Source organism: Microbacterium sp. che218, from assembly GCF_040436305.1.
In the GTDB taxonomy this organism is placed as follows: domain Bacteria; phylum Actinomycetota; class Actinomycetes; order Actinomycetales; family Microbacteriaceae; genus Microbacterium; species Microbacterium algihabitans.
Genome location: NZ_AP031501.1, coordinates 1345397 through 1370325 on the forward strand (window position 1 = coordinate 1345397; position 24929 = coordinate 1370325).

20 protein-coding genes are annotated in these 24929 nt (G+C 71.6%); 14 read left to right on the plus strand and 6 right to left on the minus strand.

The window, feature by feature from the left end:
• The first annotated feature begins 111 nt into the window (after positions 1-111).
• Positions 112-1701: an acyl-CoA carboxylase subunit beta gene (locus tag ABXS86_RS06345; RefSeq protein ID WP_373459128.1), complete on the plus strand. Its 1590-nt coding sequence runs from the start codon at positions 112-114 to the stop codon at positions 1699-1701.
• Positions 1698-1934: an acyl-CoA carboxylase subunit epsilon gene (locus ABXS86_RS06350; protein WP_251504516.1), complete on the plus strand. Its 237-nt coding sequence runs from the start codon at positions 1698-1700 to the stop codon at positions 1932-1934. Before ABXS86_RS06345 ends, ABXS86_RS06350 begins: the two co-directional genes overlap by 4 nt.
• A 342-nt stretch (positions 1935-2276) precedes the next feature.
• Here ABXS86_RS06350 and ABXS86_RS06355 read toward each other — a convergent pair whose 3' ends face one another.
• Genes ABXS86_RS06355 through ABXS86_RS06370 form a run of 4 tightly spaced genes read right to left on the minus strand, consistent with a single transcriptional unit; the run spans position 2277 to position 6540 of the window.
• Positions 2277-3311, minus strand: a complete 1035-nt coding sequence (locus tag ABXS86_RS06355) for a hypothetical protein (protein WP_353665976.1) — start codon at positions 3309-3311, stop codon at positions 2277-2279.
• Positions 3308-4564 (minus strand): ATP-binding protein, encoded by a 1257-nt coding sequence (locus tag ABXS86_RS06360; protein ID WP_307209654.1) that lies wholly within the window; start codon positions 4562-4564, stop codon positions 3308-3310. Before ABXS86_RS06360 ends, ABXS86_RS06355 begins: the two co-directional genes overlap by 4 nt.
• Positions 4557-5225, minus strand: coding sequence for a response regulator transcription factor (locus tag ABXS86_RS06365; RefSeq protein WP_144828952.1), 669 nt, complete (start codon positions 5223-5225; stop codon positions 4557-4559). The genes ABXS86_RS06360 and ABXS86_RS06365 overlap by 8 nt, the downstream gene beginning before the upstream one ends.
• A gap of 58 nt (positions 5226-5283) precedes the next feature.
• Positions 5284-6540 (minus strand): class I SAM-dependent RNA methyltransferase, encoded by a 1257-nt coding sequence (locus ABXS86_RS06370; protein ID WP_353665977.1) that lies wholly within the window; start codon positions 6538-6540, stop codon positions 5284-5286.
• 473 nt (positions 6541-7013) lie between these two features.
• Between ABXS86_RS06370 and ABXS86_RS06375 the strand changes: the two genes are divergently transcribed.
• Together ABXS86_RS06375 and ABXS86_RS06380 are read left to right on the plus strand one after the other, a co-directional pair.
• Positions 7014-7661 (plus strand): Maf family protein, encoded by a 648-nt coding sequence (locus tag ABXS86_RS06375; protein ID WP_353665978.1) that lies wholly within the window; start codon positions 7014-7016, stop codon positions 7659-7661.
• Between the two features lie 77 nt (positions 7662-7738).
• Positions 7739-9505: a biotin carboxylase N-terminal domain-containing protein gene (locus ABXS86_RS06380; protein WP_353665979.1), complete on the plus strand. Its 1767-nt coding sequence runs from the start codon at positions 7739-7741 to the stop codon at positions 9503-9505.
• A 207-nt stretch (positions 9506-9712) separates the two neighbouring features.
• Here ABXS86_RS06380 and ABXS86_RS06385 read toward each other — a convergent pair whose 3' ends face one another.
• Complete coding sequence (locus ABXS86_RS06385; protein WP_353665980.1) at positions 9713-11173, minus strand: NAD(P)H-quinone dehydrogenase; 1461 nt, start codon at positions 11171-11173, stop codon at positions 9713-9715.
• Positions 11174-11281: 108 nt separating this feature from the next.
• Between ABXS86_RS06385 and ABXS86_RS06390 the strand changes: the two genes are divergently transcribed.
• From ABXS86_RS06390 to ABXS86_RS06400, 3 genes are all read left to right on the plus strand, one after another.
• On the plus strand, positions 11282-12115 hold the full coding sequence (locus ABXS86_RS06390) for a purine-nucleoside phosphorylase (protein ID WP_307209644.1): 834 nt from the start codon (positions 11282-11284) through the stop codon (positions 12113-12115).
• Entirely contained in the window at positions 12112-13836 is a 1725-nt protein-coding gene (locus tag ABXS86_RS06395) for a phospho-sugar mutase (RefSeq protein WP_353665981.1), read from the plus strand. Before ABXS86_RS06390 ends, ABXS86_RS06395 begins: the two co-directional genes overlap by 4 nt.
• Positions 13837-14369: 533 nt before the next feature.
• On the plus strand, positions 14370-15227 hold the full coding sequence (locus tag ABXS86_RS06400; protein ID WP_353665982.1) for a hypothetical protein: 858 nt from the start codon (positions 14370-14372) through the stop codon (positions 15225-15227).
• Between the two features lie 899 nt (positions 15228-16126).
• On the opposite strand, the gene ABXS86_RS06405 is transcribed toward ABXS86_RS06400, so the two are convergent.
• Positions 16127-18013 carry a BglG family transcription antiterminator gene (locus tag ABXS86_RS06405; RefSeq protein WP_353666230.1) on the minus strand — a complete coding sequence of 629 codons (1887 nt, stop codon included), beginning with the start codon at positions 18011-18013 and terminating at the stop codon, positions 16127-16129.
• Between the two features lie 231 nt (positions 18014-18244).
• Here ABXS86_RS06405 and ABXS86_RS06410 point away from each other — a divergent pair, with 231 nt between their 5' ends.
• The 7 genes from ABXS86_RS06410 to ABXS86_RS06440 all read left to right on the plus strand — a co-directional run bounded on the left by ABXS86_RS06410 (position 18245) and on the right by ABXS86_RS06440 (position 24823).
• The gene (locus tag ABXS86_RS06410; RefSeq protein WP_144828975.1) at positions 18245-18571 is read left to right on the plus strand and encodes a PTS sugar transporter subunit IIB; all 327 of its coding nucleotides are present in this window, start codon (positions 18245-18247) and stop codon (positions 18569-18571) included.
• A 20-nt stretch (positions 18572-18591) separates the two neighbouring features.
• Positions 18592-18867: an HPr family phosphocarrier protein gene (locus ABXS86_RS06415; RefSeq protein WP_144828979.1), complete on the plus strand. Its 276-nt coding sequence runs from the start codon at positions 18592-18594 to the stop codon at positions 18865-18867.
• 15 nt (positions 18868-18882) lie between these two features.
• The gene (gene ptsP, locus ABXS86_RS06420; RefSeq protein ID WP_353665983.1) at positions 18883-20568 is read left to right on the plus strand and encodes a phosphoenolpyruvate--protein phosphotransferase; all 1686 of its coding nucleotides are present in this window, start codon (positions 18883-18885) and stop codon (positions 20566-20568) included.
• A gap of 95 nt (positions 20569-20663) precedes the next feature.
• Complete coding sequence (locus ABXS86_RS06425) at positions 20664-22328, plus strand: PTS mannitol transporter subunit IICB (RefSeq protein ID WP_353665984.1); 1665 nt, start codon at positions 20664-20666, stop codon at positions 22326-22328.
• A 105-nt stretch (positions 22329-22433) separates the two neighbouring features.
• Positions 22434-22871, plus strand: coding sequence for a PTS sugar transporter subunit IIA (locus ABXS86_RS06430; RefSeq protein WP_251504554.1), 438 nt, complete (start codon positions 22434-22436; stop codon positions 22869-22871).
• A complete protein-coding gene (locus ABXS86_RS06435; protein ID WP_353665985.1) occupies positions 22868-24019 on the plus strand; it encodes a mannitol-1-phosphate 5-dehydrogenase in 1152 nt (383 codons plus the stop codon). The genes ABXS86_RS06430 and ABXS86_RS06435 overlap by 4 nt, the downstream gene beginning before the upstream one ends.
• Positions 24020-24040: 21 nt before the next feature.
• The gene (locus tag ABXS86_RS06440) at positions 24041-24823 is read left to right on the plus strand and encodes an alpha/beta hydrolase (protein WP_353665986.1); all 783 of its coding nucleotides are present in this window, start codon (positions 24041-24043) and stop codon (positions 24821-24823) included.
• Positions 24824-24929: the final 106 nt, after the last annotated feature.

The window sequence follows — 24929 nt, forward strand, 5'->3', positions numbered from 1 at the left end:
CGACGGCATCGCCCCCTTCGTGCCGCGATGGCCGGATGCCACAGCGCCTCGCCGGTTCGCTTGTGCGCACCCTCCAACGTGCGCGCCGACGCTGTCGCTAGGGTGGAAAGCGTGACCGACCAGCCCGATCTCTTCACCACCGCCGGCAAGATCGCCGACCTGCGCAGCAGGTTCCAGGAGGCGGTCGTCGATGCCGAAGCCGCCGCCCGCGACAAGCAGCACGCGAAGGGCAAGCTCACCGCCCGCGAGCGGCTCGAGATGCTGGTCGATCCCGGCTCCTTCGTCGAGCTCGACGAGTACGTGCGCCACCGCACCACCGCGTTCGGCATGGACAAGTCGCGCCCCTACGGCGACTCGGTCGTCACCGGCACCGGCACGATCCACGGCCGCACCGTCGCGGTGTACGCGCAGGACTTCTCGACCTTCGGCGGCTCGCTCGGCGAGGTCGCCGGCGACAAAATCATCAAGGTCATGGAGCTGGCGCTGCGCAGCGGCATCCCGATCATCGGCATCCTCGACTCCGGCGGAGCCCGCATCCAGGAGGGCGTCGTCGCCCTCGGCAAGTACGGCGAGATCTTCCGCCTGAACACCGCGGCATCCGGAGTCATCCCCCAGATCTCGATCATCATGGGACCCGCCGCCGGTGGAGCGGTGTACTCCCCCGCCCTCACCGACTTCGTCATCATGGTCGACAAGACCAGCCAGATGTTCGTCACCGGCCCCGACGTCATCAAGACCGTCACCGGCGAAGACGTCGGCATGGAGGAGCTCGGCGGAGCCCACACCCACAACACCCGCTCGGGCGTCGCGCACTATCTCGCCGACGACGAGGACGACGCGATCGACTACGCGCGCGGCCTCATCGGCTACCTGCCCGACAACAACCTCGCCGAGATCCCGGTGTACGAGACGCCGTTCGAGTTCGAGACGACGGATGCCGATCGCTCGCTGAACACCGTCATCCCCGACTCCCCGAACCAGCCGTACGACATCCACACCGTGATCGACGGCATCGTGGATGCGGCGGAGTTCCTCGAGGTGCAGCCGCTGTTCGCGCCCAACATCGTGATCGGTTTCGGCCGCATCGAGGGCCGCACGGTCGGCATCATCGCCAACCAGCCCTCGCAGATGGCCGGAACCCTCAACATCGACGCGGGCGAGAAGGCCAGCCGCTTCGTGCGCTTCTGCGACGCGTTCTCGGTGCCGATCGTCACCCTCGTCGACGTGCCCGGCTACCTCCCCGGCACCGACCAGGAGTGGACCGGCGTCATCCGCCGCGGCGCGAAGCTGCTGTACGCGTACGCCGAGGCCACCGTGCCGCTGGTGACGGTGATCCTGCGCAAGGCCTACGGCGGTGCCTACATCGTCATGGGCTCGAAGCAGCTGGGCGCCGACATCAATCTCGCGTGGCCCACCGCCGAGATCGCCGTCATGGGCGGTCAGGGCGCGGTCAACATCCTCTACCGCGGCGAGATCAAGCGCGCCGAAGAGGCCGGCGAAGACGTCGCGGCCGTGCGCACGCGCCTGGCCAACGAGTACACCTACAACGTGGCGTCGCCGTTCCTGGCGGCCGAGCGCGGCGAGCTCGACGGCATCATCGAGCCGGCGCAGACGCGCGTCTCGATCGCCAAGGCCCTGCGGGCGCTGCGCAACAAGCGCGCGAGCCTGCCCGCCAAGAAGCACGGGAACATCCCGCTGTGACCGACGCCGCATCCGCCGCCGACCTGCCGCCCGCTGTGGCGGAGGTCGTGCGCGGAACCCCGACCGAAGAGGAGCTGGCCGCGGCGATCGTCGTGGTCAGCGAGGCGTACCTGCGCGAGGTGGCGGATGCCACGGCGCCCGACGACGCGCCCCGCTCGCGGTGGGAGCTCTCGGCCCGAGGTCTGCGTGCGCCGCTGAACCGCTCCGCGGGGTGGCACGGCTTCACGGGCTGACCGCTCGGACGGGAAGTGTCCCCCGAAATACCTACAGACGCCGCGTTGACCGTCGCGAATACTGGAGGAGCTGGAACGCATCACGCGTTCGGTCGGACCGCTCCTTCGAGCCGGATTCGGCCGCGCGGACGGTTTTCGGGTAACCGTTCGCCCGGGTGAGGGGTCGGCGTATCGCCGCCCCTCACCCCATCCTCTTCCCCGCTGCGTCGACGGCCTCCCCCCGGGTCTGCCCCGTGGGTCGGGCGCGCAGCCGGAGGCCCCGGTCCCGCGGGCGCGGGCGCGCCGGCATCCGGAAACGTCCACCGCCGGAGTCGGCGCTCGGACCTCGCCGTCGGTGCGAGGTCAGCGCGGGCGGCGGATCTCGTGCCAGAGGTCGACGTGGTCGTCATCGCCGCCGGCCTGGTCGGCGTTCGAGCGTCCGACCACCGTGACGGCGATCTCGTGGTGCGGCGAGGTGCGGATGATCACGCGGTCGGACACCGCCTCGCGCAGCACCCCGGCCAACTCGGCACGGATCGCATCGAGGTCGACCGAGGGGATCCCTTCGAGCCCGCCCTCGTCGAAGAGGTTGACGATCGCTCCGCGGCGCCGCGCGGCGTCGATCTCCGAGCGGACGACGTCGTCGAGGAGGCGATTGCCGCGCAGCTCGTCGCGCAGGCTCGCCTCGGCGCGACGCGCGGCCTCCTTGTCGGCGGAACGGAGGTTGCCGCCGTTCTCGATCGTGCGCGCGAGGATCGGCCCCGCCGCCTGCAGAGCCCGCTGCACGTGGATGCGGCGCTCGCGCTGGCGGCCGCTCTGCGAGGCCTGCCACGCGGATGCCGCCTGCTGCAGCTCGGCAAGATGCTCGGCGTCGCGCGCCGCCCGGTCGAGGGCGATCATGACCAGCTGCGCGGCCGACACCCAGACGATCGACCCCACGAGCCCGAGGCTCAGGGCCTCGAGAGGGCCGAGCCACAGCGAGGTCGACACCGCGAGGATCGCCATGCCCGTCCACGCGACCACGGGGCGGCGGCGCACCATGACGATGGTCATGAGCGCGCCGATCCCGCCGATCACCCAGGTGACGAAGGGCTGGGCGCGTCCCTCGGCCGTGACGGCGAGGAACGGCGCGTTCGACACGAGGACGGCCACGACGAGGGCGAGGGCGACGCCCCACCCGGGGAGCCGCGCCGGAGCGTTCGACGAGACCTCGGCGCGCCGGTCGCGCGCACCGATCGCGAAGATCCACAGCCAGGTCACCGGCAGGTAGAGGAACAGGGCGCCCACCAGCAGCCATCCGCGCACCACGGTGTCGGGCGAGGTCCAGATGAGGCCGCGGGCGGCGAGATAGGCCGTGAAGGCGAGCCCGATGACGGAGAGGATGGAGCGGACGGTCACCAGCGGTCACCGCTCTCCCACTCGAGGGTGACGGTGGTGCCCCCGGCGTGGGAGTCGATCTCGCTGCGCCCACCGACCGCGGCGAGGCGGGCGTCGATCGAGCCGCGGATGCCGAGACGATCGGCCGGGATCGCCGCGACATCGAATCCGGGTCCGGTGTCGCGAACGCGCACCGCCACTCCGCCCGGGGTCGTGGAGCCGGTCAACAGCACGGTGAGCCCCTGCGCGTCGGCGTGCTGCACGGCGTTCGCGACGGCCTGCAGCGCGGCCAGCACCAGAGCGCGGGCGACGCGGCCGGGCACGCGCGGGGTGCCTTCCTCGACGGCACGGGCGACGGTCAGCTCGACGCCCAGCTCGCGGGCGGCCGCCTCGAGGTCGTCGGCCAACCGCAGCGCGGCGACGGGCTCGTCGCTGCCCTCGAGGGGATCCTTCTCGGCGTTGGCGAGACGGGTCAGCGCCTCACGGGCCATGCTCACCGCGAGCGTGCGTTCGCGGGGGGTCGCGGCGCGCTCCGCGGCCAGCAGCGCGCCGAGCACGCTGTCGTGCATGAGGGCGGCCACCGCCACGCGCTCGTGCTCGGTGGCCGCCGTGGCCGCCGCCGACGCGTAGCTCGACACTGCGGAGGCGCGCGCCTGATCCACGTTGGCGGCGATCGAGCGGTACATCCAGCCCAGCGTCAGCAGCACGCTGCCGAGGATGAGGGCGAAGGTCACATCGAGCGCGATCGGCAGGATGAACTCGCTGCGCCCGCCCGCCTGCACGAGACGCACCACGCCGAACAGCAGAGGGGCCGCCACCGTCCAGGTGATCTGCAGCGAGATCGGGAAGGCCACCACCGTGGCCACGGTGGCGACATTGATGAGGTAGAAGATCCAGGGATTCTCGGTGGGTGCGGGCGGGGGCCCACCCGCCGTCGCGATCGGCCACAGGGCAAGGGCGAGCACGAAGACCACGGCGAAGATGCCCGAGAACACGCGCGCGAAGCGCCCGATCGTGCACGCGACGATCATCGCGAGCAGCGGCAGGAACACGGCCAGCACCAGGGGCACGTGCCACCCCTCGGCCTCGTCTCCGGGGCCGAAGGCCGCGGCGAAGGCCTGGGCGCCGAGCACGAGCGAACCCGGGCCGACGATGAGGGTGATGACGCGTTCGATGCGCGTCTGCGTGAACGATCCCTGCTCCGCCTGCCCCTCTCGGGTGTGGGGGATGCGCCCCCACGCGTCGTCGAGCACGGACCGATCGGTTTCAGCCATGGGTGGGAGCGTCATCGGGCGCGTCATGCAGGATGCCGTCTTCCATGGCCCGACGCAGGAGGTCGACCTTGGTGGGGGCCGGGCGCCCCACCTCGACGTATTTCACACGGACGCGGGTGATGTTCTCTTTGGCCGTCGAGTAGGCCACGCCCAGCCGGTCGGCGACCGCCTTGAGCGGCAGGCCCGCGGCGTACAGCCGCAGCACCTCGCGCTCGCGCGTCGACAGTTGCGCATCGGCGAAGGCGCGGTCGCCCTCGACGGCGCTGGCCCACTCGACGTTGTCGAGCAGTTCGCCGCGGGCGACGGTGCGGATGGCGCCGAGCACCTCGTGGGTGGGAGAGGACTTGCTGACGATGCCGGCGGCGCCGGCGGCGAGCGCTTCGCGCACCGCGGCGGCGCGGTCGGCGACGCTGTGGATGATGACGCTCGAGCCGTCGCGCACGACGCGGTCGACGTTCTCCGACACCGTGGTGCCGTCGCCGAGCGTGAGATCGAGCACCACGACGTCGGCCGGAGTGGTGACGGTGGCGCGGCGCCAGTCGAGGTACGCGGCGACGTTGGCACCCGAGAAGACCACCTCGGTCGCTTCGGTGCGCGCGAGGGCGGCCTCCAGCCCGAGCCGGACCGACTCGTGGTCATCGATGAGGGCGACGCGCGTCATCCCCACATCGTATCGGCGCGGACCCCCGCGGCGCAGGAGCGCTCCCTCGGCGGGCGCGTCAGCGGCGCAGCACCGTCACGGCCTCGACGTGGTGCGAGTTCGGGAACAGGTCGACGCCCTGGATGCCGTCGGTCCGGTACCCGTGCTCGCCGAAGATCGCGAGGTCGCGGGCCAGGGCCACCGGATCGCAGGCGACGTAGACGACGGCGGCCGGCGACAGGGCCACGATCCCCTCGACGGCGGGGCGTCCGGCCCCGGCACGCGGGGGGTCGAGCAGCACCACCCCGCGCGACAGGCGCTCGCGCTCGCGTGCGGAGGCGTCGGCGGCGAGCGCGGTGACGAAGCGGTCGACCCGCGCGGTCTCGGCGCGGGCGCCGATCCACTCCGCGAGGTTCTCGCCGGCGTGCTCGGTGGCCCGGGCGTCCGACTCGACGCTGATCACGCGGGTGGCGGAGCCGCCCGCCTCGGCCAGGGTCGCCGCGAACAGGCCCACGCCGCCGTAGAGGTCGAGGTGGGTGGCATCCGGATCGAGATCGCCGACCTGTGCGGTCAGCTCCGCCGCGACGAGGGAGGTGAGGGTGTGCGCCGCGAGACGGTGCACCTGCCAGAAGCCGCCCGCGTCGACGCGGAAGACCCGGTCGCCCACGCGCTCCTCGACGACCTCCGGTGCCGGGTGCGCCCGCGTGCCCTCGGGACGCGGCAGGACCCGCACGCGACCGTCGGACGGCTGGACGAGGTCGATACGCCCCGGAGCCGCCGCGTGCCGGGCTTCGGCGGCCGCGCGGGCCACGGCATCCGTCGCCAAGGGGAGGTCGGGGGTCTCGACCACGTGGTGCGACCGGGCGGCGTAGGCGCCGACGCGGCCCGCCTCGTCGACGTGCAGGCTCACGCGCGTGCGCCAGCCCGTGCCGTCGGCCGACTCCGGGTGCTCGGCGTCTCCCGCGGCGCGGACGTCGACCGGCAGCTCGAGCTTGCCGACGCGCTCGACGGCCTCGCGGATGACGCGCTGCTTGAGGGCCCGCTGGTGGGCGAGCTCGATGTGGCCGAACTCCGCACCGCCCACGCGGTCGGACGGATCGACGTCGATACCCGCGGCGCCCCACACGTGCGGCCGGCGCTCGAGAGCGGCGTCGAGCACCTCCACGGCGTCGGCGCGCCAGAACGACTTCTTGCGCGTGTCGGTGAGGCGGGCGCGGATGCGCTCGCCCGGCAGCGTGTCCGCCACGAAGACGACGCGCCCCTCGTGCCGTCCGACGAAGACACCGCCGTGGGCGATGCCGGTGATGTCGAGTTCGATGAGGTCGCCGTCATGCATCCTCCGAGCCTGTCACATGCGGCCGGGAGAGCGCCGGGCCGGGGTCCCTGAGCCTGCTGAAGGGAGGTCCCTGAGCCTGTCGAAGGGAGGTCCCTGAGCCCGTCGAAGGGAGGTCCCTGAGCCTGTCGAAGGGAGGTCCCTGAGCCTGTCGAAGGGAGGTCCCTGAGCCTGTCGAAGGGAGGTCCCTGAGCCTGTCGAAGGGTCCCGGACCCACGCGCGGCCCGGTGACTTCGACAAGCTCAGCCACCTCGCGATCGAAGGCCCCTGAGCCTGCCGAAGGGTCCGGGACCCACGCGCGGCCCGGTGACTTCGACAAGCTCAGCCACCTCGCGATCGAAGGTCCCTGAGCCTGTCGAAGGGTCCGGGACCCTTGCGCTGCCGGCGGCTTCGACAAGCTCAGCCACCTCGGGGTCGAAGGTTCCTGAGCCTGTCGAGGGGTCCGGACGCCCCCAGAGCGTGGGTAGCGTTGGCGCATGCGCGTGTGCTTGGCATCCACTTCCCCCGCTCGTCTCATGCTGCTGCGCCAGGCGGGCATCGAGCCCGAGGCGCGGTCGCCCCGGGTCGACGAGGAGGCGGTCATCGCGGAGGTCGAGGCGGCCGAGGCGCGGCGCCTGCCCGCCCCCGAGCACGTGCTGCTCCTCGCGCGCCGCAAGGCCGCCGACGTCGCGCACCGCCTGCGCGCAGAGGAGCCCGACTTCGACGGTTTCGTCATCGGGGGAGATTCGATGTTCGCCCTGGGCGACGAGATCCTCGGAAAGCCGTACACCCCGGATGCCGCGACCGCCCGCTGGCGCGGGATGCGGGGCCGCACCGGAGTGCTGCACTCCGGACACAGCGTCTTCCGCATCTCCCCCGGTGCGGAGCCGCAGGAGGCCCACGCCGTCGCCGAGGCCTCGGTGACCTTCGCCGCCGACGTCGACGACGACGAGATCGCCGCCTACGTCGCCACCGGCGAGCCGCTGCTGGTGGCGGGGGCCTTCACCGTCGACAGCCTCGGCGGGGCGTTCATCGAGCGCGTCGACGGAGACCCGTCGACGGTGGTGGGCATGTCGCTCTCGACGGTCCGACGTCTGGTGCGCGAACTGGGCGGCTCGTGGACCGACCTGTGGAACCGTTCGTAGACTCCCTCACACGTTTTTCGGCGTTTCTTATCGAGGAGGGTCAAAAGGCCGGGGTGCCCCCTCGCTAGGCTGGGAGGATGCCGAAGATCGCCAAGGTCCTTGTCGCCAACCGCGGCGAGATCGCCGTCCGAGTCATCCGCGCCGCCCGTGATTCGGGGAAGGCCTCCGTCGCGGTCTACGCCGATCAGGACCGCGACGCCCTGCACACCCGCCTCGCCGACGAGGCCTACGCCCTCGACGGTGCGACCAGCGCCGACACCTACCTCTCGATCGAGAAGATCCTCTCGGTCGCCCGCCGCTCCGGCGCCGACGCCGTGCACCCCGGCTACGGCTTCCTCGCCGAGAACGCCGACTTCGCCCGCGCCGTCATCGGTGCCGGCCTCATCTGGATCGGTCCGTCGCCCGACGCCATCGAGGCGCTCGGCGACAAGGTCACCGCGCGCCACGTCGCCGAGAAGGTCGGCGCACCGCTGGCCCCCGGAACCCCCGGCCCCGTCTCGGGCGCCGACGAGGTCATCGCCTTCGCGAACGAGGTCGGCCTGCCGATCGCCATCAAGGCCGCGTACGGCGGCGGCGGACGCGGGCTCAAGGTCGCACGTGAGCTCGACGAGGTCGCCGAGATGTTCGAGTCGGCCACGCGCGAGGCCGTCGCCGCGTTCGGTCGCGGCGAGTGCTTCGTCGAGAAGTACCTCGACAAGCCGCGCCACGTCGAGACGCAGTGCCTCGCCGACTCCGCCGGCAACGTCGTGGTCGTCTCCACGCGCGACTGCTCGCTGCAGCGCCGCCACCAGAAGCTCGTCGAAGAGGCCCCCGCGCCGTTCCTGACCGACGAGCAGAACGCCATCCTGTACTCGGCGTCGAAGGCCATCCTCAAGGAGGTCGGCTACGTCGGTGCCGGAACCTGCGAGTTCCTCATCGGCGCCGACGGCACGATCTCGTTCCTCGAGGTCAACACCCGCCTCCAGGTCGAGCACCCGGTCTCCGAAGAGGTCACCGGCATCGACCTGGTGCGCGAGCAGTTCCGCGTCGCCGAGGGCGAGGAGCTCGGCTACGACGACCCCACGCCCACCGGCCACTCGATCGAGTTCCGCATCAACGGAGAAGACCCCGGTCGCGGGTTCCTCCCCCAGCCCGGCCCGATCCACGTCTTCAAGACGTTCGGCGGCCCCGGCATCCGCCTCGACTCCGGCGTGACCGCGGGCGACAGCGTCTCGGGCGCCTTCGACTCGCTGCTCGCGAAGATCATCGTGACCGGCCGCGACCGCGCCGAGGCGCTCGAGCGTTCGCGCCGCGCCCTCGACGAGTTCGAGGTCGCCGGCATGCCGACCGTCATCCCCTTCCACCGCAAGGTCGTGCGCGACCCCGCCTTCACCGCCGAGAACGGCGAGTTCGGCGTCTTCACGCGCTGGATCGAGACGGAGTTCGTCAACGACATCCCCGCGTGGGACGGCGAGCTCGAAGCCCCCGCCGCGGCCCCCGGCCGCCACACGGTGGTCGTCGAGGTCGGCGGCAAGCGCCTCGAGGTGAGCCTGCCCGACCGCATCACCGCGGCCGCACCGCAGGTCGGTCGACCCGCGGTAGCTCCCCCGTCCCGCCGCGCGCACGCCGCCTCGCCCACGGCCGGCGCCACCGGAGACGCAGTCAAGTCGCCGATGCAGGCCACCGTCGTCAAGGTCGCCGTCGAAGAGGGCCAGCAGGTCGTCAAGGGCGACCTGGTCGTCGTGCTCGAGGCGATGAAGATGGAGCAGCCCATCCAGGCCCACAAGGACGGCACCGTCGCCGGCATCGATGCCTCGGCCGGCACCACGGTCGCCGCGGGGCACCAGCTGCTGCTGATCAGCTGACGGGCCCTTTCGTTCGCACGGCGCCGCGCTCCTTCGGGGGCACGGCGCCGTCGTTCGTGCGCGGCTCTTTTCAGGCATAAACGCCATCCGCCCACATAAACGCGAGCACAGCGCGTTTATGCGCGCGAGAAGCGTTTATGCGTCGACCGACACCCCGCGGGGCGCCGAAGGGCGACGGATGCCGCGAGGCAGCGGCATCCGGAGCAATCAGTCCTCGCCCGGGTTGTCGCGGTCGACGATGTGCATGGCGCGCGCGGCGTCGGTGATGCTCGAGGTCAGCGAGGGGTACACCGCGAACACGCGGGCGACCTGGTCGACGGTGAGGCGGCGCTCGACGGCGATCGCGATCGGGTAGATGAGCTCCGACGCCTTGGGGCCGACGATCACGCCGCCCATCACCGTGCCGCTGCCCTCGCGGGCGATGAGCTTGACGAAGCCGTCGGTGATGCCCTGCATCTTCGCGCGGGGGTTGGCCGAGAGCGGGAGCTTGCGCACCTTGCCGGCGATCCGCCCCTCGATGACGTCCTGCTCGCTGAAACCGACGGTGGCGATCTCGGGCGCGGTGAAGATGTTGGCCGTGATTCGACGCGTCTCGAGCGGGATCACGACGTCGCCGAGGGCGTGGAAGATCGCCTGGCGCCCCTGCATCGAGGCGACGGATGCCAGGGGGTAGAAGTTGGTGCAGTCCCCGGCCGCGTAGATGTTGGGCACCGAGGTGCGCGCCACGCGGTTGACGCGGATGTGACCGGATGCCGTCATCTGCACCCCCGCCTGCTCGAGTCCGATGCCGGCGGTGTTGGGGATCGACCCGACCGCCATCAGGCAGTGGCTGCCCTCGATGGTGCGGCCGTCCGACAGGGTGACGGTGACGCCCTCGCCGGTGTTCACGACCGAGTCGGCACGCGCCTTCGCCAGCAGCGTCATGCCGCCGCGCTGGAACACGCGCTCGAGCACGGCCGCGGCATCCTGATCCTCACCCGGGAGCACCTGGTCGCGGCTCGAGACGAGCGTGACCTTCGCGCCGAGGTTCATGTACGCCGAGGCGAACTCGGCGCCGGTCACACCGGAGCCCACCACGATGAGGTGCGAGGGCACCGACTTCATGTTGTACAGCTGCGTCCACGTGAGGATGCGCTCGCCGTCGGGCTGCGCCGAGGGGAGTTCGCGGGGCGAGGCGCCGACCGAGACGACGAGGGTCTCGGCCTCGATGCGGTCGAAGTCGGTTCCGCCGGCCTCGGTCGAGACGACCACGGCGCCGTTGCCGTCGAGGCGTCCGTGACCCGAGATGATGCGGACGCCCGCCTCGAGGAGCGACGAACGCATGTCGTCGGACTGCTGACGAGCCAGGGAGAGCAGGCGCTGGTTGACGGCGGCGAGGTTGATCGCCACCTCGGGGGTCAGCGGCTTGCCACGGTCGTCTTTGGCGAACAGCTGTACGCCGAGGCTGCTGGCGTTGCGGATCGCGACGGCCGCGTCGGCGGTGGCGATGAGGGTCTTCGAGGGGACGACGTCGGTGATGACGGCCGAGCCGCCGACTCCCGCGCGCTCGACGAGGGTGACGTCGGCGCCGAGCTGTGCGGCGGAGAGGGCCGCCTCGTACCCGCCGGGGCCGCCGCCGACGATCGCGACGGACTGCTTGCGCTCGAAGCTCTGCACCATGGCATCCATTCTGTCAGCGCTGGGCGGATGCCGATGCGCCACTCAGCTGCGCCCGACACGATGATCCGAGGTGTGTGCCGTCTGGCCCGCGGGCCCCGCCTTTTCTAGAGTGGGGGGATGTCCAACAGCACAGCCCACCCGCTCGACGACCCCGCGGTCGACCCGTTCGAGATCGCCGCCGCCGCGGCCGCCGACATCGCCCGCCTCTCGGGTGTCGAGCACCACGACATCGCCGTGACCCTCGGGTCCGGCTGGGGACGCGCCGCCGAGCTCATCGGCGAGGAGACGGCGTCGTTCCCCGCGACCGAGGTCGTCGGTTTCTCCAAGCCCGCCCTCGAGGGGCACGTCGGCACGCTCCGCAGCGTCCGCACCCCCGGCGGCAAGAACGTGCTCGTCATCGGCGCGCGCACGCATTACTACGAGAACCACGGCGTGCGCCGGGTCGTGCACAGCGTGCGCACCGCGGCCGCGACGGGCGCCACGACGATGATCCTCACCAACGGCGCCGGCGGTATCCGCGAGACGTGGAAGCCCGGCCAGCCCGTGCTCATCAGCGACCACATCAACCTCACGGCCGATTCGCCCCTCGAGGGCGCGACCTTCATCGACCTCACCGACCTGTACTCGAAGCGCCTGCGCGACGTCGCCCGGTCGATCGACCCCACGCTCGACGAGGGCGTGTACACGCAGTTCCGCGGGCCGCACTACGAGACGCCCGCCGAGGTGCAGATGGCCAAGACCATCGGCGGCCACATCGTCGGCATGTCCACCGCCCTCGAGGCGATCGCGGCGCGCCAGGCCGGCATGGAGATCCTGGGCTTCTCGCTCATCACGAACCTGGCCGCCGGCATCCAGAAGACGCCCCTCAGCCACCAAGAGGTGCTCGAGGCCGGCCGCGAGGCCGAGCCGGTGATCTCGGCGCTGCTCGCCCGCGTGATCGGCGCGTTGTGAGCGGGTACGTCGACGCGGCCCGCGCCTGGTTGGCGCAGGACCCGGATGCCGTGACCCGCGACGAGCTCACCTCACTGCTCGCGCGCGTCGAGGACGGCGATGCGGAGGCTGCGGCCGACCTCGAGGATCGCTTCTCGACGCGGCTGGCCTTCGGCACCGCGGGCCTGCGCGGAACCCTCGGCGCGGGCTCCAACCGCATGAACCGCGTGCTCGTCTCCCAGGCGGCGGCGGGTTTCGCGGCGTACCTGCTCGAGCGCTCGTCCGGCTCCGCTCCGACCGTCGTCGTCGGGTACGACGGGCGCCGCAACTCGGACGTGTTCGCGCGCGACTCGGTCGAGATCTTCGCCGGCGCGGGCCTGAACGCGATCCTGCTCCCCCGCCTGCTGCCGACGCCCGTGCTCGCCTTCGCCGTGCGCCACCTGGGCGCCGACGCCGGCGTCATGGTCACCGCGAGCCACAACCCGCCCGACGACAACGGCTACAAGGTCTACCTGGGCGGCGACGACCAGGGCGCGCAGATCGTCTCGCCCGCCGACGCCGAGATCGCGGCGCACATCCAGCGGATCGCCGACGAGGGCAACATCACGACGCTCCCCCGCTCGGTCGGCTACGCCAACGCCCCCGAGTCGGTCGTCGAGGCGTACGTCTCCGCGACCGCGGCGGTGGCCCCCGCACCCACCGGCGCCGAGGGCCTGAACTGGGTGTACACCGCGATGCACGGCGTCGGGTGGGAGACCGTCTCGCGCGTGCTCACCGAGGCCGGCTACCCCCAGCCCACCGTCGTCGAGGCGCAGATCCTCCCCGACGGGCGCTTCCCGACCGTCGCGTTCCCCAACCCCGAAGAGCCCGGGGCGATGGACCTGTCGTTCGAGACCGCGCGCTCCGTCGACGCCGAGCTCGTCATCGCCAACGATCCGGATGCCGACCGCCTGGCCGTCGCCATCCCCGACGCCGACGCCGAGGGCGGGTGGCGCCGGTTGACCGGCAACGAGATCGGCCTGCTGCTGGGGTGGCGCGCGGCGCGGCGCGCGGCCGCGGGTGCCTCCCCTGCGGGCGACGCCTCCCACGGCCTCGCCGCGTCGGACGGAGACGCCGGGGCGCCGGCATCCCTCGCCTGTTCGCTCGTGTCGTCGCCCGGACTCCAGGCCGTCGCCGAGCACTACGGTCTCGAGTTCCACTCAACCCTCACGGGGTTCAAGTGGATCTCCCGCGCGCCCGGCATCGTATTCGGCTTCGAGGAGGCCCTCGGCTACCTCGTCAACCCGACGACCGTGCGCGACAAGGACGGGATCTCGGCCGCCGTGGCCCTTCTGGGCATGGCATCCGAGGCCCGTGCCCAGGGGCGCACCGTGGCCGACCTGCTGCAGGAGTTCCGCGACACGTTCGGCGCATTCGCGAGCGACCAGATCTCGGTGCGCGTGAGCGACGTCGGCGAGATCGCCGGGATCATGGCCGCCCTCCGCGCCCAGCCCCCTGCCGCGGTGGGCGAGATCGCCGTGTCGCGCATCGACGACCTGCTGCTCGGCGTCGACGGACTGCCCCCGGGCGACGTGCTGCGCCTCTGGCTCGACGACGGCTCGCGCCTCATCGTGCGCCCCAGCGGCACCGAGCCCAAGCTCAAGCTGTATCTCGACGTGCGCGGCTCGTCGGCGAAGAAGGCGCGCCGCCGCCTCGACGCCCTGCGCGCCGGGGCCGAGGAGTTGCTGGTGTCGGTGCGCTGACGGGTCTGGCGCGGCGGACGACGACCGCCCGCCCGCCCGGTTCGGGTCGCGAACCGTGGGCCCGGGGTGCGATTCATGGCCCCGGGGCCACGAATGAGCAGGTCACCGCGCCTGCGGGGGCGTGGCCGCGAGCCTCATGAGCATGCGGGGCCGCGGAATCGCTGGTGCTGCTGCGCGGTGAAGCGCGCCGGGGCGACCTCCCGGCTGGCCCCGGTTCGGGGCACCGATCATGGCCCCGGGGCGTGCCCCGTGGCCCCGGGGCCACGAATGAGCAGGGTCAGCGCGCTCCGGCCGCGTGGCCGCAGCGTGTTGGGGAAGACCCGCCGCGGGGGACCCTTCCTCCCCATCGACGGGTTTGCGCCCTCTGTCCGCAGTCGGGGCATTCCGGCCTGCGAGGGAGCGCCCGTGACCGCAACGATCAGGTCATGTCGAACGGATTCGTCGTTCCTCTCCGTCGTCGTCGCGACCTGGAGGATCTGGGATGGGACTCTCGCCAGATCGCCCGCGCTCTGAAGGCGGGCCACCTCATCGCCGTGCGGCGCGGTGTGTTCGCGCGCGCTTCCGAACTGCAGGATCTGAAGATCGAGGAGCAGGTGGTCCTTCGGGCACGCTCCTACGGTGCTGTTGCGACCTCTCGCCCGATTTTCGCAGGTCGCACCGCTGCGGCCCTTCATCGACTGCCGCTGGTCGTAGATGATGGGCGACTCCACGTCTGCTCTTCCGAGAATCGACCGGGCTCTGCTTCTGACGTCGTCCGCCACCGCGGAGACCTCGGCGCCGACGACATCACCGAGATCGACGGGATCGCGTGCACGTCACTCGTGCGGACCGTCGCTGATGTGGCGAGATGGGAATCGCGCGAGTCGGCCGTCTCCGTCGCCGACGCCGGTCTGCGCGCCATGGCATGGACACCGCCCGGCACGTACGACCTGGTCAAGGCTGAGATGTTTCGCGAGTCCGCAATCGACGCCCTCGACGTCTCTCCGCGCGGGCGCAGCCGTGGGCGCCGCGTTCTCGAGTTCGCAGACGGACGAGCACAGCGCCCGGGAGAGAGCATCAGCCGCATCCGCCTCGATGAGCTGGGCTTCGCCTCCCCGTCACTGCAGGTTGCCGTCGACGGGCCGCGCGGCAAGACCTACTGGCTCGACTTCGGGCTCGACCAAGCGAATGCATGGGGAGAGTTCGACGGCAAGGTGAAGTACCGGGAGCTCGCCGACGCTTCCGAACGCTCGTCTCGCGAAATCGTCGAAGCCGAGAAGCGGCGCGAGGACTGGATTCGAGGTACCACCGGGCGCACCGTGGTGCGCTGGGGGTGGGAGCACATCGGCGACGCCGCCGCTCTGGGCCGCCGCCTGGCAGCCTTCGGGGTGCGCCCCGGTCCGCGTTCGTGAACCGCTTCGGGTGACAGGCGCGCCCCGATCTGCGGGTCGTACGTCCACCTCGAGGCCGGCCGTGCCCTCGGAAGCGCAGCCGCCTCAGCGCACGACTCGACGGAGACGTTGCGAAGCTGCGTGCAGCGATGTGACATCACGCCGTCGTCCCACGGAACCAGGGCGCGCGTTCAGGGCGACCAATCTGGCCCCGGGGCCACGAAGCACACCCCGGGGCCACGAACGGCGCCCCAGAACGGCGCCCGGGCGGGCCGCACCGGGCGAGACCCCGCGCCAACTCGCCAGACCCCGCGGAGCCGGGGCGGGCGTTCGGGGCGACAAATCCGGCCCCGGGGCCACGACGCATGCCCCGGGACCACGAAGCACGCTCCGGAACCGCCGAGAGAGGCGCCCGCCACGCCCCGGGGCCACGAACCACGCCCCAGAACGGCCGAGACACGCCACCGCCACGCCCCGGGGCCACGAACCACGCCCCAGAACGGCCGAGACATGCCACCGCCACGCCCCGGGGCCACCAGCCACGCCCCAGAACGGCCGAGACATGCCACCGCCACGCCCCGGGGCCACCAGCCACGCCCCAGAACGGCCGAGACACGCGCCCGCCACGCCCCGGGGCCACGAGCCACGCCCCAGAACGGCCGAGACATGCCACCGCCACGCCCCGGGGCCACGAGCCACGCCCCACAACGGCCGAGACACGCGCCCGCCATGCCCCGGGGCCACGAACGACGCCCCACAACGGCCGAGACATGCCACCGCCACGCCCCGGGGCCACGAACGACGCCCCAGAACGGCCGAGAAAGGCGCCACGGCAGGCCGCGCCGGGCAAGACCCGCGTCAGCTCGGCGAGACCCCGCGTCAGCTCGGCGAAGCCCGCGTCAGCCTGATGAGGCCCCGCGTCAGCCGTCGATCACCGCGACCAGCTCATCGAGGAACGCGGGAAAGCTCGTCGCGCGGCGCACGATGCGCTGCACGCTGTCGCGCTCGCTGAACACCTCGACGAACTGCTCGAACACCGTCTGGAAGGCCTCGCGGTCGGTTTCGCTGAAGGCCACGAGCGCGACCACCTGCACGCGCCCCTCGCCCCATTCGATCGAGGGGTCGGCGATGCCGATCGCGATGCGAGTCTGCGTCGCGGTCATCCCCATCGCGTGCGGCACGGCGAGCGCGTCGGTGAAGGCCGTCGACGAGATCGACTCGCGCTCGACGGCGCGGTCCACGTACGCGTCATCGATGACGCCCTGTTCGACGAGCATCCCGCCGAGGCGCTGGATCACGCCGGCCTCGCCGTTCGCGGCATCCAGCCCCCGCACGAAGGCGCCCGGCGCGAAGTACCGTTCGAGCTCGGCCCGCAGGCGCGCGAGGCGACGACCGCGGCGGATGCGACCGGCGGCGGCCTGCACGCGCTCGACATCGGCATCGGTGAGGAACGGCTGGATCCGCACGAACCGGTCGCCCGGCCGCGGCGGGTCGATGGTCGTGAGCACGAGGTCGGTGTCGATGGAGTCCCACGCGGGGTCGATGCGCGTCTCGACGCCGACGACCTCGATCGCCTGGCCCAGCGAGCGGTCGATGCTCGAGCGCAGCAGTTCGTGCAGCTCGTAGTAGCCGGGGCACACGATCGTCGCGGTCAGCAGCTGATCGGCGCGACGGCTGCGCTCGAGGCGGCCTCCGACGTGCATGGCGATGTAGGCGATCTCGTCGTCGAGGATCGGGATGCCGAGGCCGTCCTGCAGCCCCTTGGCGATGTAGACCGCGACCTCGAAGATCATCGGGTACGTCGACTTCAGCGACCGCGTGAGCGGATTGCGCGACCACGCCTGCTCCTTCGCGCGGTGCAGCAGGTTCTGCACGTGCAGCGCGAGGCGCAGGATGAAGTCGTCGTGGGCGATGTCGACGAGGAACTCGGATGCCGCGTTCTCGACGACCCGCCGCACGGCCACCTCGACGGCCGAGTCGAGGCGGGAGCGCACGTCGTCGCCGGCCGGCGATCCGGGCGCGACGATACGGGTCAGCACGAGGGTCGCGAGGTGGCGCAGGTCGCCCGAGCCGAGCTGCACGCCGATGTGCTTGACCGTCAGCCGGTCGAGCAGCGCGACGACGGCGTCCGCGGCATCCGACGAATCCCCGCCCGGAGAGCCGAGGGCCCGATCGCGCGTAGTGCGGTCGGCGGCGATCGCGATGTGCATGACCACGTCGCCGATGCCGATCTCGTTGACGTAGTAGCCGAGGGCGCCGAGTTCCGCGACGAGTTCGGCCTTGAACGGCCCGAACGCCCGGGCACCGACCGACTGTTCGCCGAGCGTGCGCCGCAGGGCGTCGAGGTCGAAGAGTCCGGCGTCCATCTCGTCGTGCGCGAGCTTGGAGAGCAGTCGACGTTGGGCGACCTCCGTGCCGCGAAGACGGGCGGTGGATGCCGAGCGCTCGAGGGTCAGCTCGGTGCCGCCGAGCAGTCCCCGCACGCGCGCGAGGTCGGCCTCGAGCGTCGCGGTGCTCACGTGCAGGGCATCGGCGGTCTCGAACACGTCGATGCCGTCGGCGGAGTCGAGCAACCGGCGCACGAGCGTGTGCAGGCGGTCGCGCGGGGTGCCGGCATCCGCCCCCGTCAACGCCCGGAGGGCCGCGGCGGCGTCGGATCCGGCGCGGTAGCCGAGAGGCCCCGACTCGATCGCGGCTCCGCCCGGGACGCGGGCGTTGATCGCCGTGACGTACGAGCGGATGCTGCGCGGGGTCACGCCCAGCGCGTCGGCGAGCGACGCCGCGGTCGACCACTCCGCGTCCCGCATGAGCAGGGCCAGCAGGCGGTCTTGGCGAGCCTTGGTCGTCACGATCCGTCCTCCGCACCGCCCCGGTTGGCAGCGTTCCGACCATCCTTTCACGCCCTCCCGCCCCCGGCGCGGGGCCAGACGGCGCGCGCAGCGCCCGGCCGCGGCATCCGTGTTCCGGGGGGTGGGAAACGAACCTGGTTGTCTGCTGTGAGACGGGTGCGGACAATCGAGAGGAAGAAAGGCCGGTCGATGAGGATCCTCGTGGTGTGTGGAGCGGGTGCGTCGAGCACGTTCGTCGCGCAACGCGTTCGTCGTGCTGCGCACGAGAAGGGCCTGGACTACTCCGCGTCGGCGGGAACGTCACGGTCGCTCCCGATCGACCTCGACGCGGCCGATCTCGTGCTGGTGGGCCCGCACCTCGCGCCCGAACTCGAGCGCATCCGCCTCGAGGCCGCCCCGCGCGGCGTGACCGTCGTGCTGCTGCCCGACGACGTCTTCGCCGACCAGAGCGGCATCCGAACCCTCGCCCTGGTCGAGGACGCCCTGCGTTCCGCCCAGCCCGCGGACACGATCTGAACTCGACGGAGAGGACACTCATGCCCCACCTGACACGCACCGTCCGCATCGGCTCGTCGCACGGTTTGCACGCCCGCCCCGCGAAGCTCTTCGCGCAGGCCGCGAAAGACTCCGGCATCCCCGTGACCCTCGCAAAGGACGCCGGAAAGCCGGTCAACGCCGCGAGCATCCTGGGGATCATCGCCCTGGGGCTCGAGCAGGGCGACTACGTGACCCTCGTCGCCGACGGCGACAACGCCGAGGCGACGCTGGAGCGCCTCGCCGAACTCCTGACCACCGACCACGACGCCGAGTAAAGGAAACACAGCACCATGACGGAACTCCGTGGAGTCGGAATCGGACTGGGCGTCGCCCAGGGACCCATCGCACGCATGGCCGAGCCCCTGCCCGCCCCGAAGGACGCCAAGAGCGAGCTCTCGGTCGACGACGAGACCACCCGCGTGCGCGAGGCCATCGGCGCCGTCGCCCGCGAGCTGGAGGCCCGCGGCGCCGAGGCCGGTGGCGCCGCCCGCGACGTGCTCGAAGCGCAGGCGATGATCGCCGAAGACCCCACTCTCGAAGCCGAGGTCGACGCGCGCCTGGCCGCCGGCAAGACCGGCGAGTTCGCGGTGCACGACGCCTTCGCCTCGTTCCGCGAGCAGCTCGTGGCCCTCGGCGGCTACCTCGGCGAGCGCGCCGCCGACCTCGACGACGTCGCCCAGCGCGTGATCGCGCGCCTCCGTGGCGTCGCCGCCCCCGGCATCCCCGACCCCGGTCACCCCTTCGTGCTGGTCGCCAAAGACCTGGCCCCCGCCGACACCGCCCTGCTCGACCTCGACAAGGTGCTCGCCCTGGTCACCACCGAGGGCGGCCCCACCTCCCACACCGCGATCCTGGCCCGCGAGAAGTCGATCGTCGCGGTCGTCGGCGCCGCCGGCGCGAAGGACCTCGTCGACGGCCAGACGGTGATCGTCGATGCCGCCGCCGGCGTCGTGACCGTCGACCCGAGCGCCGACGACCTGGCGCGGGCCGAGAACCGTGCCGCGGCTCGGGCCGCCTCGGCATCCGCCCCCATCACCGACGGCGCCCTCGCCGACGGCACGAAGGTTCCGCTGCTGGCGAACCTCGGCAAGCCCGGCGGAGCGGGCGAGGCCGTCGAGCTCGGCGCCGAGGGCGTGGGCCTGTTCCGCACCGAGTTCCTCTTCCTCAGCTCCAGCTCGGCCCCCACCGTCGAGGAGCAGCGCTCGGCGTACATCGAGCTGCTCAGCGCCTTCCCAGGCAAGAAGGTCGTCGTGCGCGTGCTCGACGCCGGCGCCGACAAGCCCCTGCCGTTCCTCAACGACGCGCACGAAGAGAACCCCGCGCTGGGTCTGCGTGGCCTGCGCGCCCTCCGCGCCAGCGAGGACATCCTGCGCGAGCAGCTGACGGCCCTCGCCGAAGCGGATGCCGCGACCCGGGCGTCGGAGGCCGGCCCCGCCGACCTGTGGGTCATGGCGCCCATGGTCTCGACCGTCGAGGAGACCCGGTACTTCACCGCACTGGCGAAGGACTACGGCCTCAAGACGACCGGCGTCATGGTCGAGGTCCCCTCCTCGGCTCTCCTGGCCGACCGCATCCTCGAGATCGCCGACTTCGCCTCGATCGGCACCAACGACCTGACGCAGTACACGCTCGCCGCCGACCGCCTGCTCGGCTCGGTCGCGTCGTTCCAGGACCCGTGGCACCCGGCCGTCCTCCGCCTCATCCGCGAGGTCGGGGCCGCGGGCCGCACGCACGGCAAGCCCGTCGGCATCTGCGGCGAGGCCGCGGCCGACCCGATGCTCGCCGTCGTGCTCGTCGGGCTCGGCGCGACCACGCTGTCGATGGCCCCCACGGCCCTCGCCGACGTGCGCGCGACCCTGCTCACCCACACTCTCGACGATGCCCGCCGCATCGCCGAGGCCGCCCTGTCCGCGGACGACGCGGCCTCCGCCCGCGAGGCAGCCCAGGCCGCCTCCTCTCTCGTCCATACCCCGTGAACCCCGGGGCGGTTCCGGCCGCCCCGTCGACACCGCGGCGAAAGCCGTACCCACCACGCGGCCCCGGCCGCGCAGCCAGTCAAGGAGACACAGCAATGACGACGACGTCACCCACCAAGAAGCCGGGAGGGGCACGGATCGCAGTCCAGCGATTCGGCACGTTCCTCTCCGGCATGATCATGCCGAACATCGCGGCGTTCATCGCATGGGGCTTCATCACCATGCTCTTCATCCCCGCCGGGTTCTTCGGTGCCAACAGCCCGTTCGGCTGGCACTGGGCCCCGGTCGCCGAGATCCTCGGCGGAGGCGGCAACGCCGCGACGATCAACTGGCCCGGCGCCATGACCGCGCTCACGGCCAACGAAGACGGCAGCACCTACCAGGGCTACGTCGGCCTGGTCAGCGTCATGATCACCTACCTGCTGCCGCTGCTGATCGCCAACACCGGTGGACGCATCGTCTACGGCGCCCGCGGTGGCGTCGTGGCGACCATCGCCGTGATGGGTGTCATCGTCGGCACCAACATCCCGATGTTCCTCGGCGCGATGATCATGGGCCCGCTCGCGGCCTGGGTCACCAAGCAGATGGACAAGCTGTGGGACGGCAAGATCCGCCCCGGCTTCGAGATGCTCGTGAACAACTTCTCCGCCGGCATCCTGGGCATGATCCTCGCGATCATCGGCTTCTTCGCCTTCGGTCCGGTCTTCCTCGGCATCAGCGCGGTCCTCGGCAGCATCGTCGCGTTCCTCGTGCAGTTCAACCTGCTGCCGGTGCTGTCGATCATCGTCGAGCCGGCCAAGGTGCTGTTCCTCAATAACGCCATCAACCACGGCGTCTTCACCCCGCTCGGCATCGAGCAGGCGGCGGAGTCGGGCAAGTCGATCCTGTTCCTCATCGAGGCGAACCCCGGCCCCGGCCTGGGTCTGCTGCTCGCCTTCACCTTCTTCGGTGTCGGTGCGGCAAAGGCGTCGGCTCCCGGCGCGATCATCATCCAGTTCCTCGGCGGCATCCACGAGATCTACTTCCCGTACGCCCTCGCGAAGCCCATGACGATCCTCGCGCTGATCGCCGGTGGCGCCTCGGGTGTCGCGACGAACATGATCTTCCAGGGCGGCCTGGCCTTCCCGGCCGCGCCCGGCAGCATCATCGCCGTCACCGTCGCCGCGATCGGCGCCGGTCCCGCCAACCTCCTGGTGGTGTACCTGTCGGTGGTCGTCGCCGCCGTCGTGACCTTCCTGGTGGCCGGCATCATCCTCCGCGCCTCGCGCAAGCGCGACCAGGAGGCCGAGGGCGACAGCTTCGCCGCCGCCATCGACCAGACCGCCGCGAACAAGGGCAAGGAGTCGTCGACCCTCGGCGCCCTCCGCACCCGCGCCGCCGGCACCACCGGTTCGGGCACGACCGAGGCGGCCGACCGCGATGTCGACGCCGCCCTCGGTGGCGCCGCCGGAGCCGTGGCGACCAAGCAGCTGAACAACATCGTGTTCGCCTGCGACGCCGGCATGGGCTCCTCGGCCATGGGCGCCAGCGTCCTGCGCAACAAGATCAAGAAGGCCGGCATCGACGGCGTCACGGTCACCAACCAGGCGATCGCGAACCTCGATGGCTCGGCCGACCTGGTCATCACGCAGAACCAGCTCACCGACCGCGCCAAGGCGCAGTCGCCCGACTCGCTGCACGTGTCGGTCGACAACTTCATGAACTCGCCGAAGTACGACGAGGTCGTGGAGATGGTGCGCGCCCAGCACGAGACCAAGTAATTCCCCTAGCACGCCAGGGGTCGGTGCGTCAGCCCGACCCCTGGCGTCTTCCCGTCCGGCCCGCGGTTTGCGAGGCTGGACAGCACGACGAGAAAGGCGAGAACCATGTCGAACGTCCTCCGCAGCGAATCCGTCCGCATCCACCCCGGCAGTGCCACCCGCGAGGAGGCGATGAAGGAGGCCGCCGACCTGCTCCAGGCCACCGGCGCCGTCACCGCCGACTACTTCGCCGCCATGCAGCAGCGCGAAGAGACCGTGTCGACGTACATGGGCAACGAGCTCGCGATCCCGCACGGCACCAACGAGACCAAGCAGGCCATCCTCGAGTCGGGCCTCTCCGTCGTGCGCTACGACGGCGGCGTCGACTGGGGCGGGGAGCCCGTCAGCTTCGTGATCGGCATCGCCGGCAAGGGCGACGAGCACCTCGAGATCCTGTCGCAGATCGCGATCCTGTTCTCGGAGGAGGACGACGTCGCGCGTCTGAAGGCCGCCTCCTCCCCCGAGGAGCTCTTCCAGGCCCTCTCGGGCTCCGTCAACGCATGAAGGCCGTCCACTTCGGCGCCGGCAACATCGGCCGGGGCTTCGTCGGTCTGCTGCTGCACGAGGGCGGATACGACCTCGTCTTCTCCGACGTCTCGGCGGCCCTCGTCGACGCGATCAACTCGGCATCGTCGTACACGGTCCACGAGGTGGGCGACGGAGGCGTCGACAAGCAGGTGACGAACTTCCGCGCGATCGACAGCTCGGTCGACGCCGAGGCCCTCGTCGACGAGATCGCCACCGCCGACGTGGTGACCACCGCCGTCGGCCCGACGATCCTCAAGTTCGTCGCCCCGCACATCGTCGCGGGCCTCGCGTTGCGCGACCCCTCGCTCCCGCCGCTGCAGATCATGGCGTGCGAGAACGCGATCGGGGCGACCGACCAGCTGCGCGAGCACGTGGTCGAGCTCGCCGGCGAGTCGTGGGACGCCCTGGCGGCCCGTGCCGTGTTCGCCAACACCGCGGTCGACCGCATCGTTCCGGCGCAGGCCCAGGGCGGCGTCGACGTCACCGTCGAGCCCTTCTACGAGTGGGCGATCGAGGCCGCGCCGTTCGGCGACACCCCGCCGCACATCCCGGGGGCGCACTTCGTCGACGACCTCGAGCCGTACATCGAGCGCAAGCTCTTCACCGTGAACACCGGGCACGCCACCACCGCGTACTTCGGCGCGCAGGCGGGCATCGAGCGCATCTCCGACGCCCTGGCGAACCCCGACATCGCGGCGAAGGTCGAGGCCGCACTCGAGGAGACCAGCGCGCTGCTGGTCGAGAAGCACGAGCTGGATGCCGGCGTGCAGAGCGAGTACCGCTCGACGATCCTGCGCCGCTTCCGCAACGCCGCCCTCCCCGACACCGTGTGGCGCGTGGGACGTCAGCCGCTGCGCAAGCTCTCGCGTCACGAGCGCTTCGTCGGGCCCGCCGCCGAGGCCGTGGAACGGGGCCTGCCCGTCGACGCCCTCGTCGCCGCCATGGCCGCCGCCCTCGAGTTCTCGGACACCGAGGACACCCAGGCCGTCGACCTGCAGCGCATGCTGCGCGAGCTCGACGCCGAGGCGTTCACGGCGGAGGTCACCGGCCTCGACGCCGCGCACCCGCTGTACGCGCGCATCGTCGGGATCGTCACGGCTCGCAAGGCGGCACTGCCCGCCTGAGCCCCGCGTTACCCTCGACAGGTGACCGACACGACCCCGTCCGACGCCGGCGGAGCGCCCCGAGCGCCCCGCCGGCGTCGTCGTCTTCTGCGCTGGATCCTCGGGGGTCTGGCCGCGATCGTCGTGCTGCTGATCGGCGGCATCCTGATCTACACGCAGGTGGGCGTCATGGGCGCCGAAGCCGAGCCCCTCGCGGCTGCCGAGGCGAATCCCGGCCTCACGATCAGCGCCGACGGCACGGGTATCGTGCTCTCCCCCACCTCGGGCGCGACCGGGCAGGGCCTCGTCTTCATCCCGGGCGCGAAGGTCGAGGCCGAGGGCTACATCGCGACCTTCCTCGACACGGTCGTGGACGACGGCATCACCGTCGTCATCACCCGTCCGTGGTTGAACCTCGCCTTCTTCGATCCGCGGCCGTTGTCGACGTTCACCGAACTCGCGCCCGGTGTATCTAGTTGGGCGGTCGGTGGTCACTCCCTCGGCGGCGTCAGGGCCTGCCAGTTGGCATCCGACGCCGATGCCCTGGTGCTGTTCGCCTCGTACTGCGCGAACGACCTCTCGGCGTCCGGTCTGCCCGTCCTCAGCCTGTCGGGTTCGGAGGACGGCCTCTCGTCTCCCCAGAAGATCGCGGATGCCAAGGGCGAACTCCCCGCGAATGCGACGTTCGTGGAGATCCCCGGTGCCTCGCACGCCTCATTCGGCGCGTACGGCCCGCAGCCCGGCGACGGCACCCCCACGGCGGATCCGGCCGAGGTCGACCGCGTCATCGCCGACGAACTCGCGGGGTTCCTGCCGCGGCCGTGAGGCGTCGTCGACCGAGCAGCAGTGCGATGATGCTGCACCGTATCCGCGTGCCATGCCGAGCTCAAGCCGTTTCGCGCACGACGCGCCCGAGGGGTTTCGTTCCGCC

What these genes read in the sequence shown, in the direction of transcription:
- ABXS86_RS06360 (WP_307209654.1), bottom strand. Translation starts at nt 4,564, where the DNA reads ATGGCTGAAACCGATCGGTCCGTGCTCGACGACGCGTGGGGGCGCATC.
- ABXS86_RS06365 (WP_144828952.1), bottom strand. Translation starts at nt 5,225, where the DNA reads ATGACGCGCGTCGCCCTCATCGATGACCACGAGTCGGTCCGGCTCGGG.
- ABXS86_RS06370 (WP_353665977.1), bottom strand. Translation starts at nt 6,540, where the DNA reads ATGCATGACGGCGACCTCATCGAACTCGACATCACCGGCATCGCCCAC.
- ABXS86_RS06375 (WP_353665978.1), top strand. Translation starts at nt 7,014, where the DNA reads ATGCGCGTGTGCTTGGCATCCACTTCCCCCGCTCGTCTCATGCTGCTG.
- ABXS86_RS06380 (WP_353665979.1), top strand. Translation starts at nt 7,739, where the DNA reads ATGCCGAAGATCGCCAAGGTCCTTGTCGCCAACCGCGGCGAGATCGCC.
- ABXS86_RS06385 (WP_353665980.1), bottom strand. Translation starts at nt 11,173, where the DNA reads ATGGATGCCATGGTGCAGAGCTTCGAGCGCAAGCAGTCCGTCGCGATC.
- ABXS86_RS06390 (WP_307209644.1), top strand. Translation starts at nt 11,282, where the DNA reads ATGTCCAACAGCACAGCCCACCCGCTCGACGACCCCGCGGTCGACCCG.
- ABXS86_RS06405 (WP_353666230.1), bottom strand. Translation starts at nt 18,013, where the DNA reads ATGCGGGACGCGGAGTGGTCGACCGCGGCGTCGCTCGCCGACGCGCTG.
- ABXS86_RS06410 (WP_144828975.1), top strand. Translation starts at nt 18,245, where the DNA reads ATGAGGATCCTCGTGGTGTGTGGAGCGGGTGCGTCGAGCACGTTCGTC.
- ABXS86_RS06415 (WP_144828979.1), top strand. Translation starts at nt 18,592, where the DNA reads ATGCCCCACCTGACACGCACCGTCCGCATCGGCTCGTCGCACGGTTTG.
- ptsP (WP_353665983.1), top strand. Translation starts at nt 18,883, where the DNA reads ATGACGGAACTCCGTGGAGTCGGAATCGGACTGGGCGTCGCCCAGGGA.
- ABXS86_RS06425 (WP_353665984.1), top strand. Translation starts at nt 20,664, where the DNA reads ATGACGACGACGTCACCCACCAAGAAGCCGGGAGGGGCACGGATCGCA.
- ABXS86_RS06430 (WP_251504554.1), top strand. Translation starts at nt 22,434, where the DNA reads ATGTCGAACGTCCTCCGCAGCGAATCCGTCCGCATCCACCCCGGCAGT.
- ABXS86_RS06435 (WP_353665985.1), top strand. Translation starts at nt 22,868, where the DNA reads ATGAAGGCCGTCCACTTCGGCGCCGGCAACATCGGCCGGGGCTTCGTC.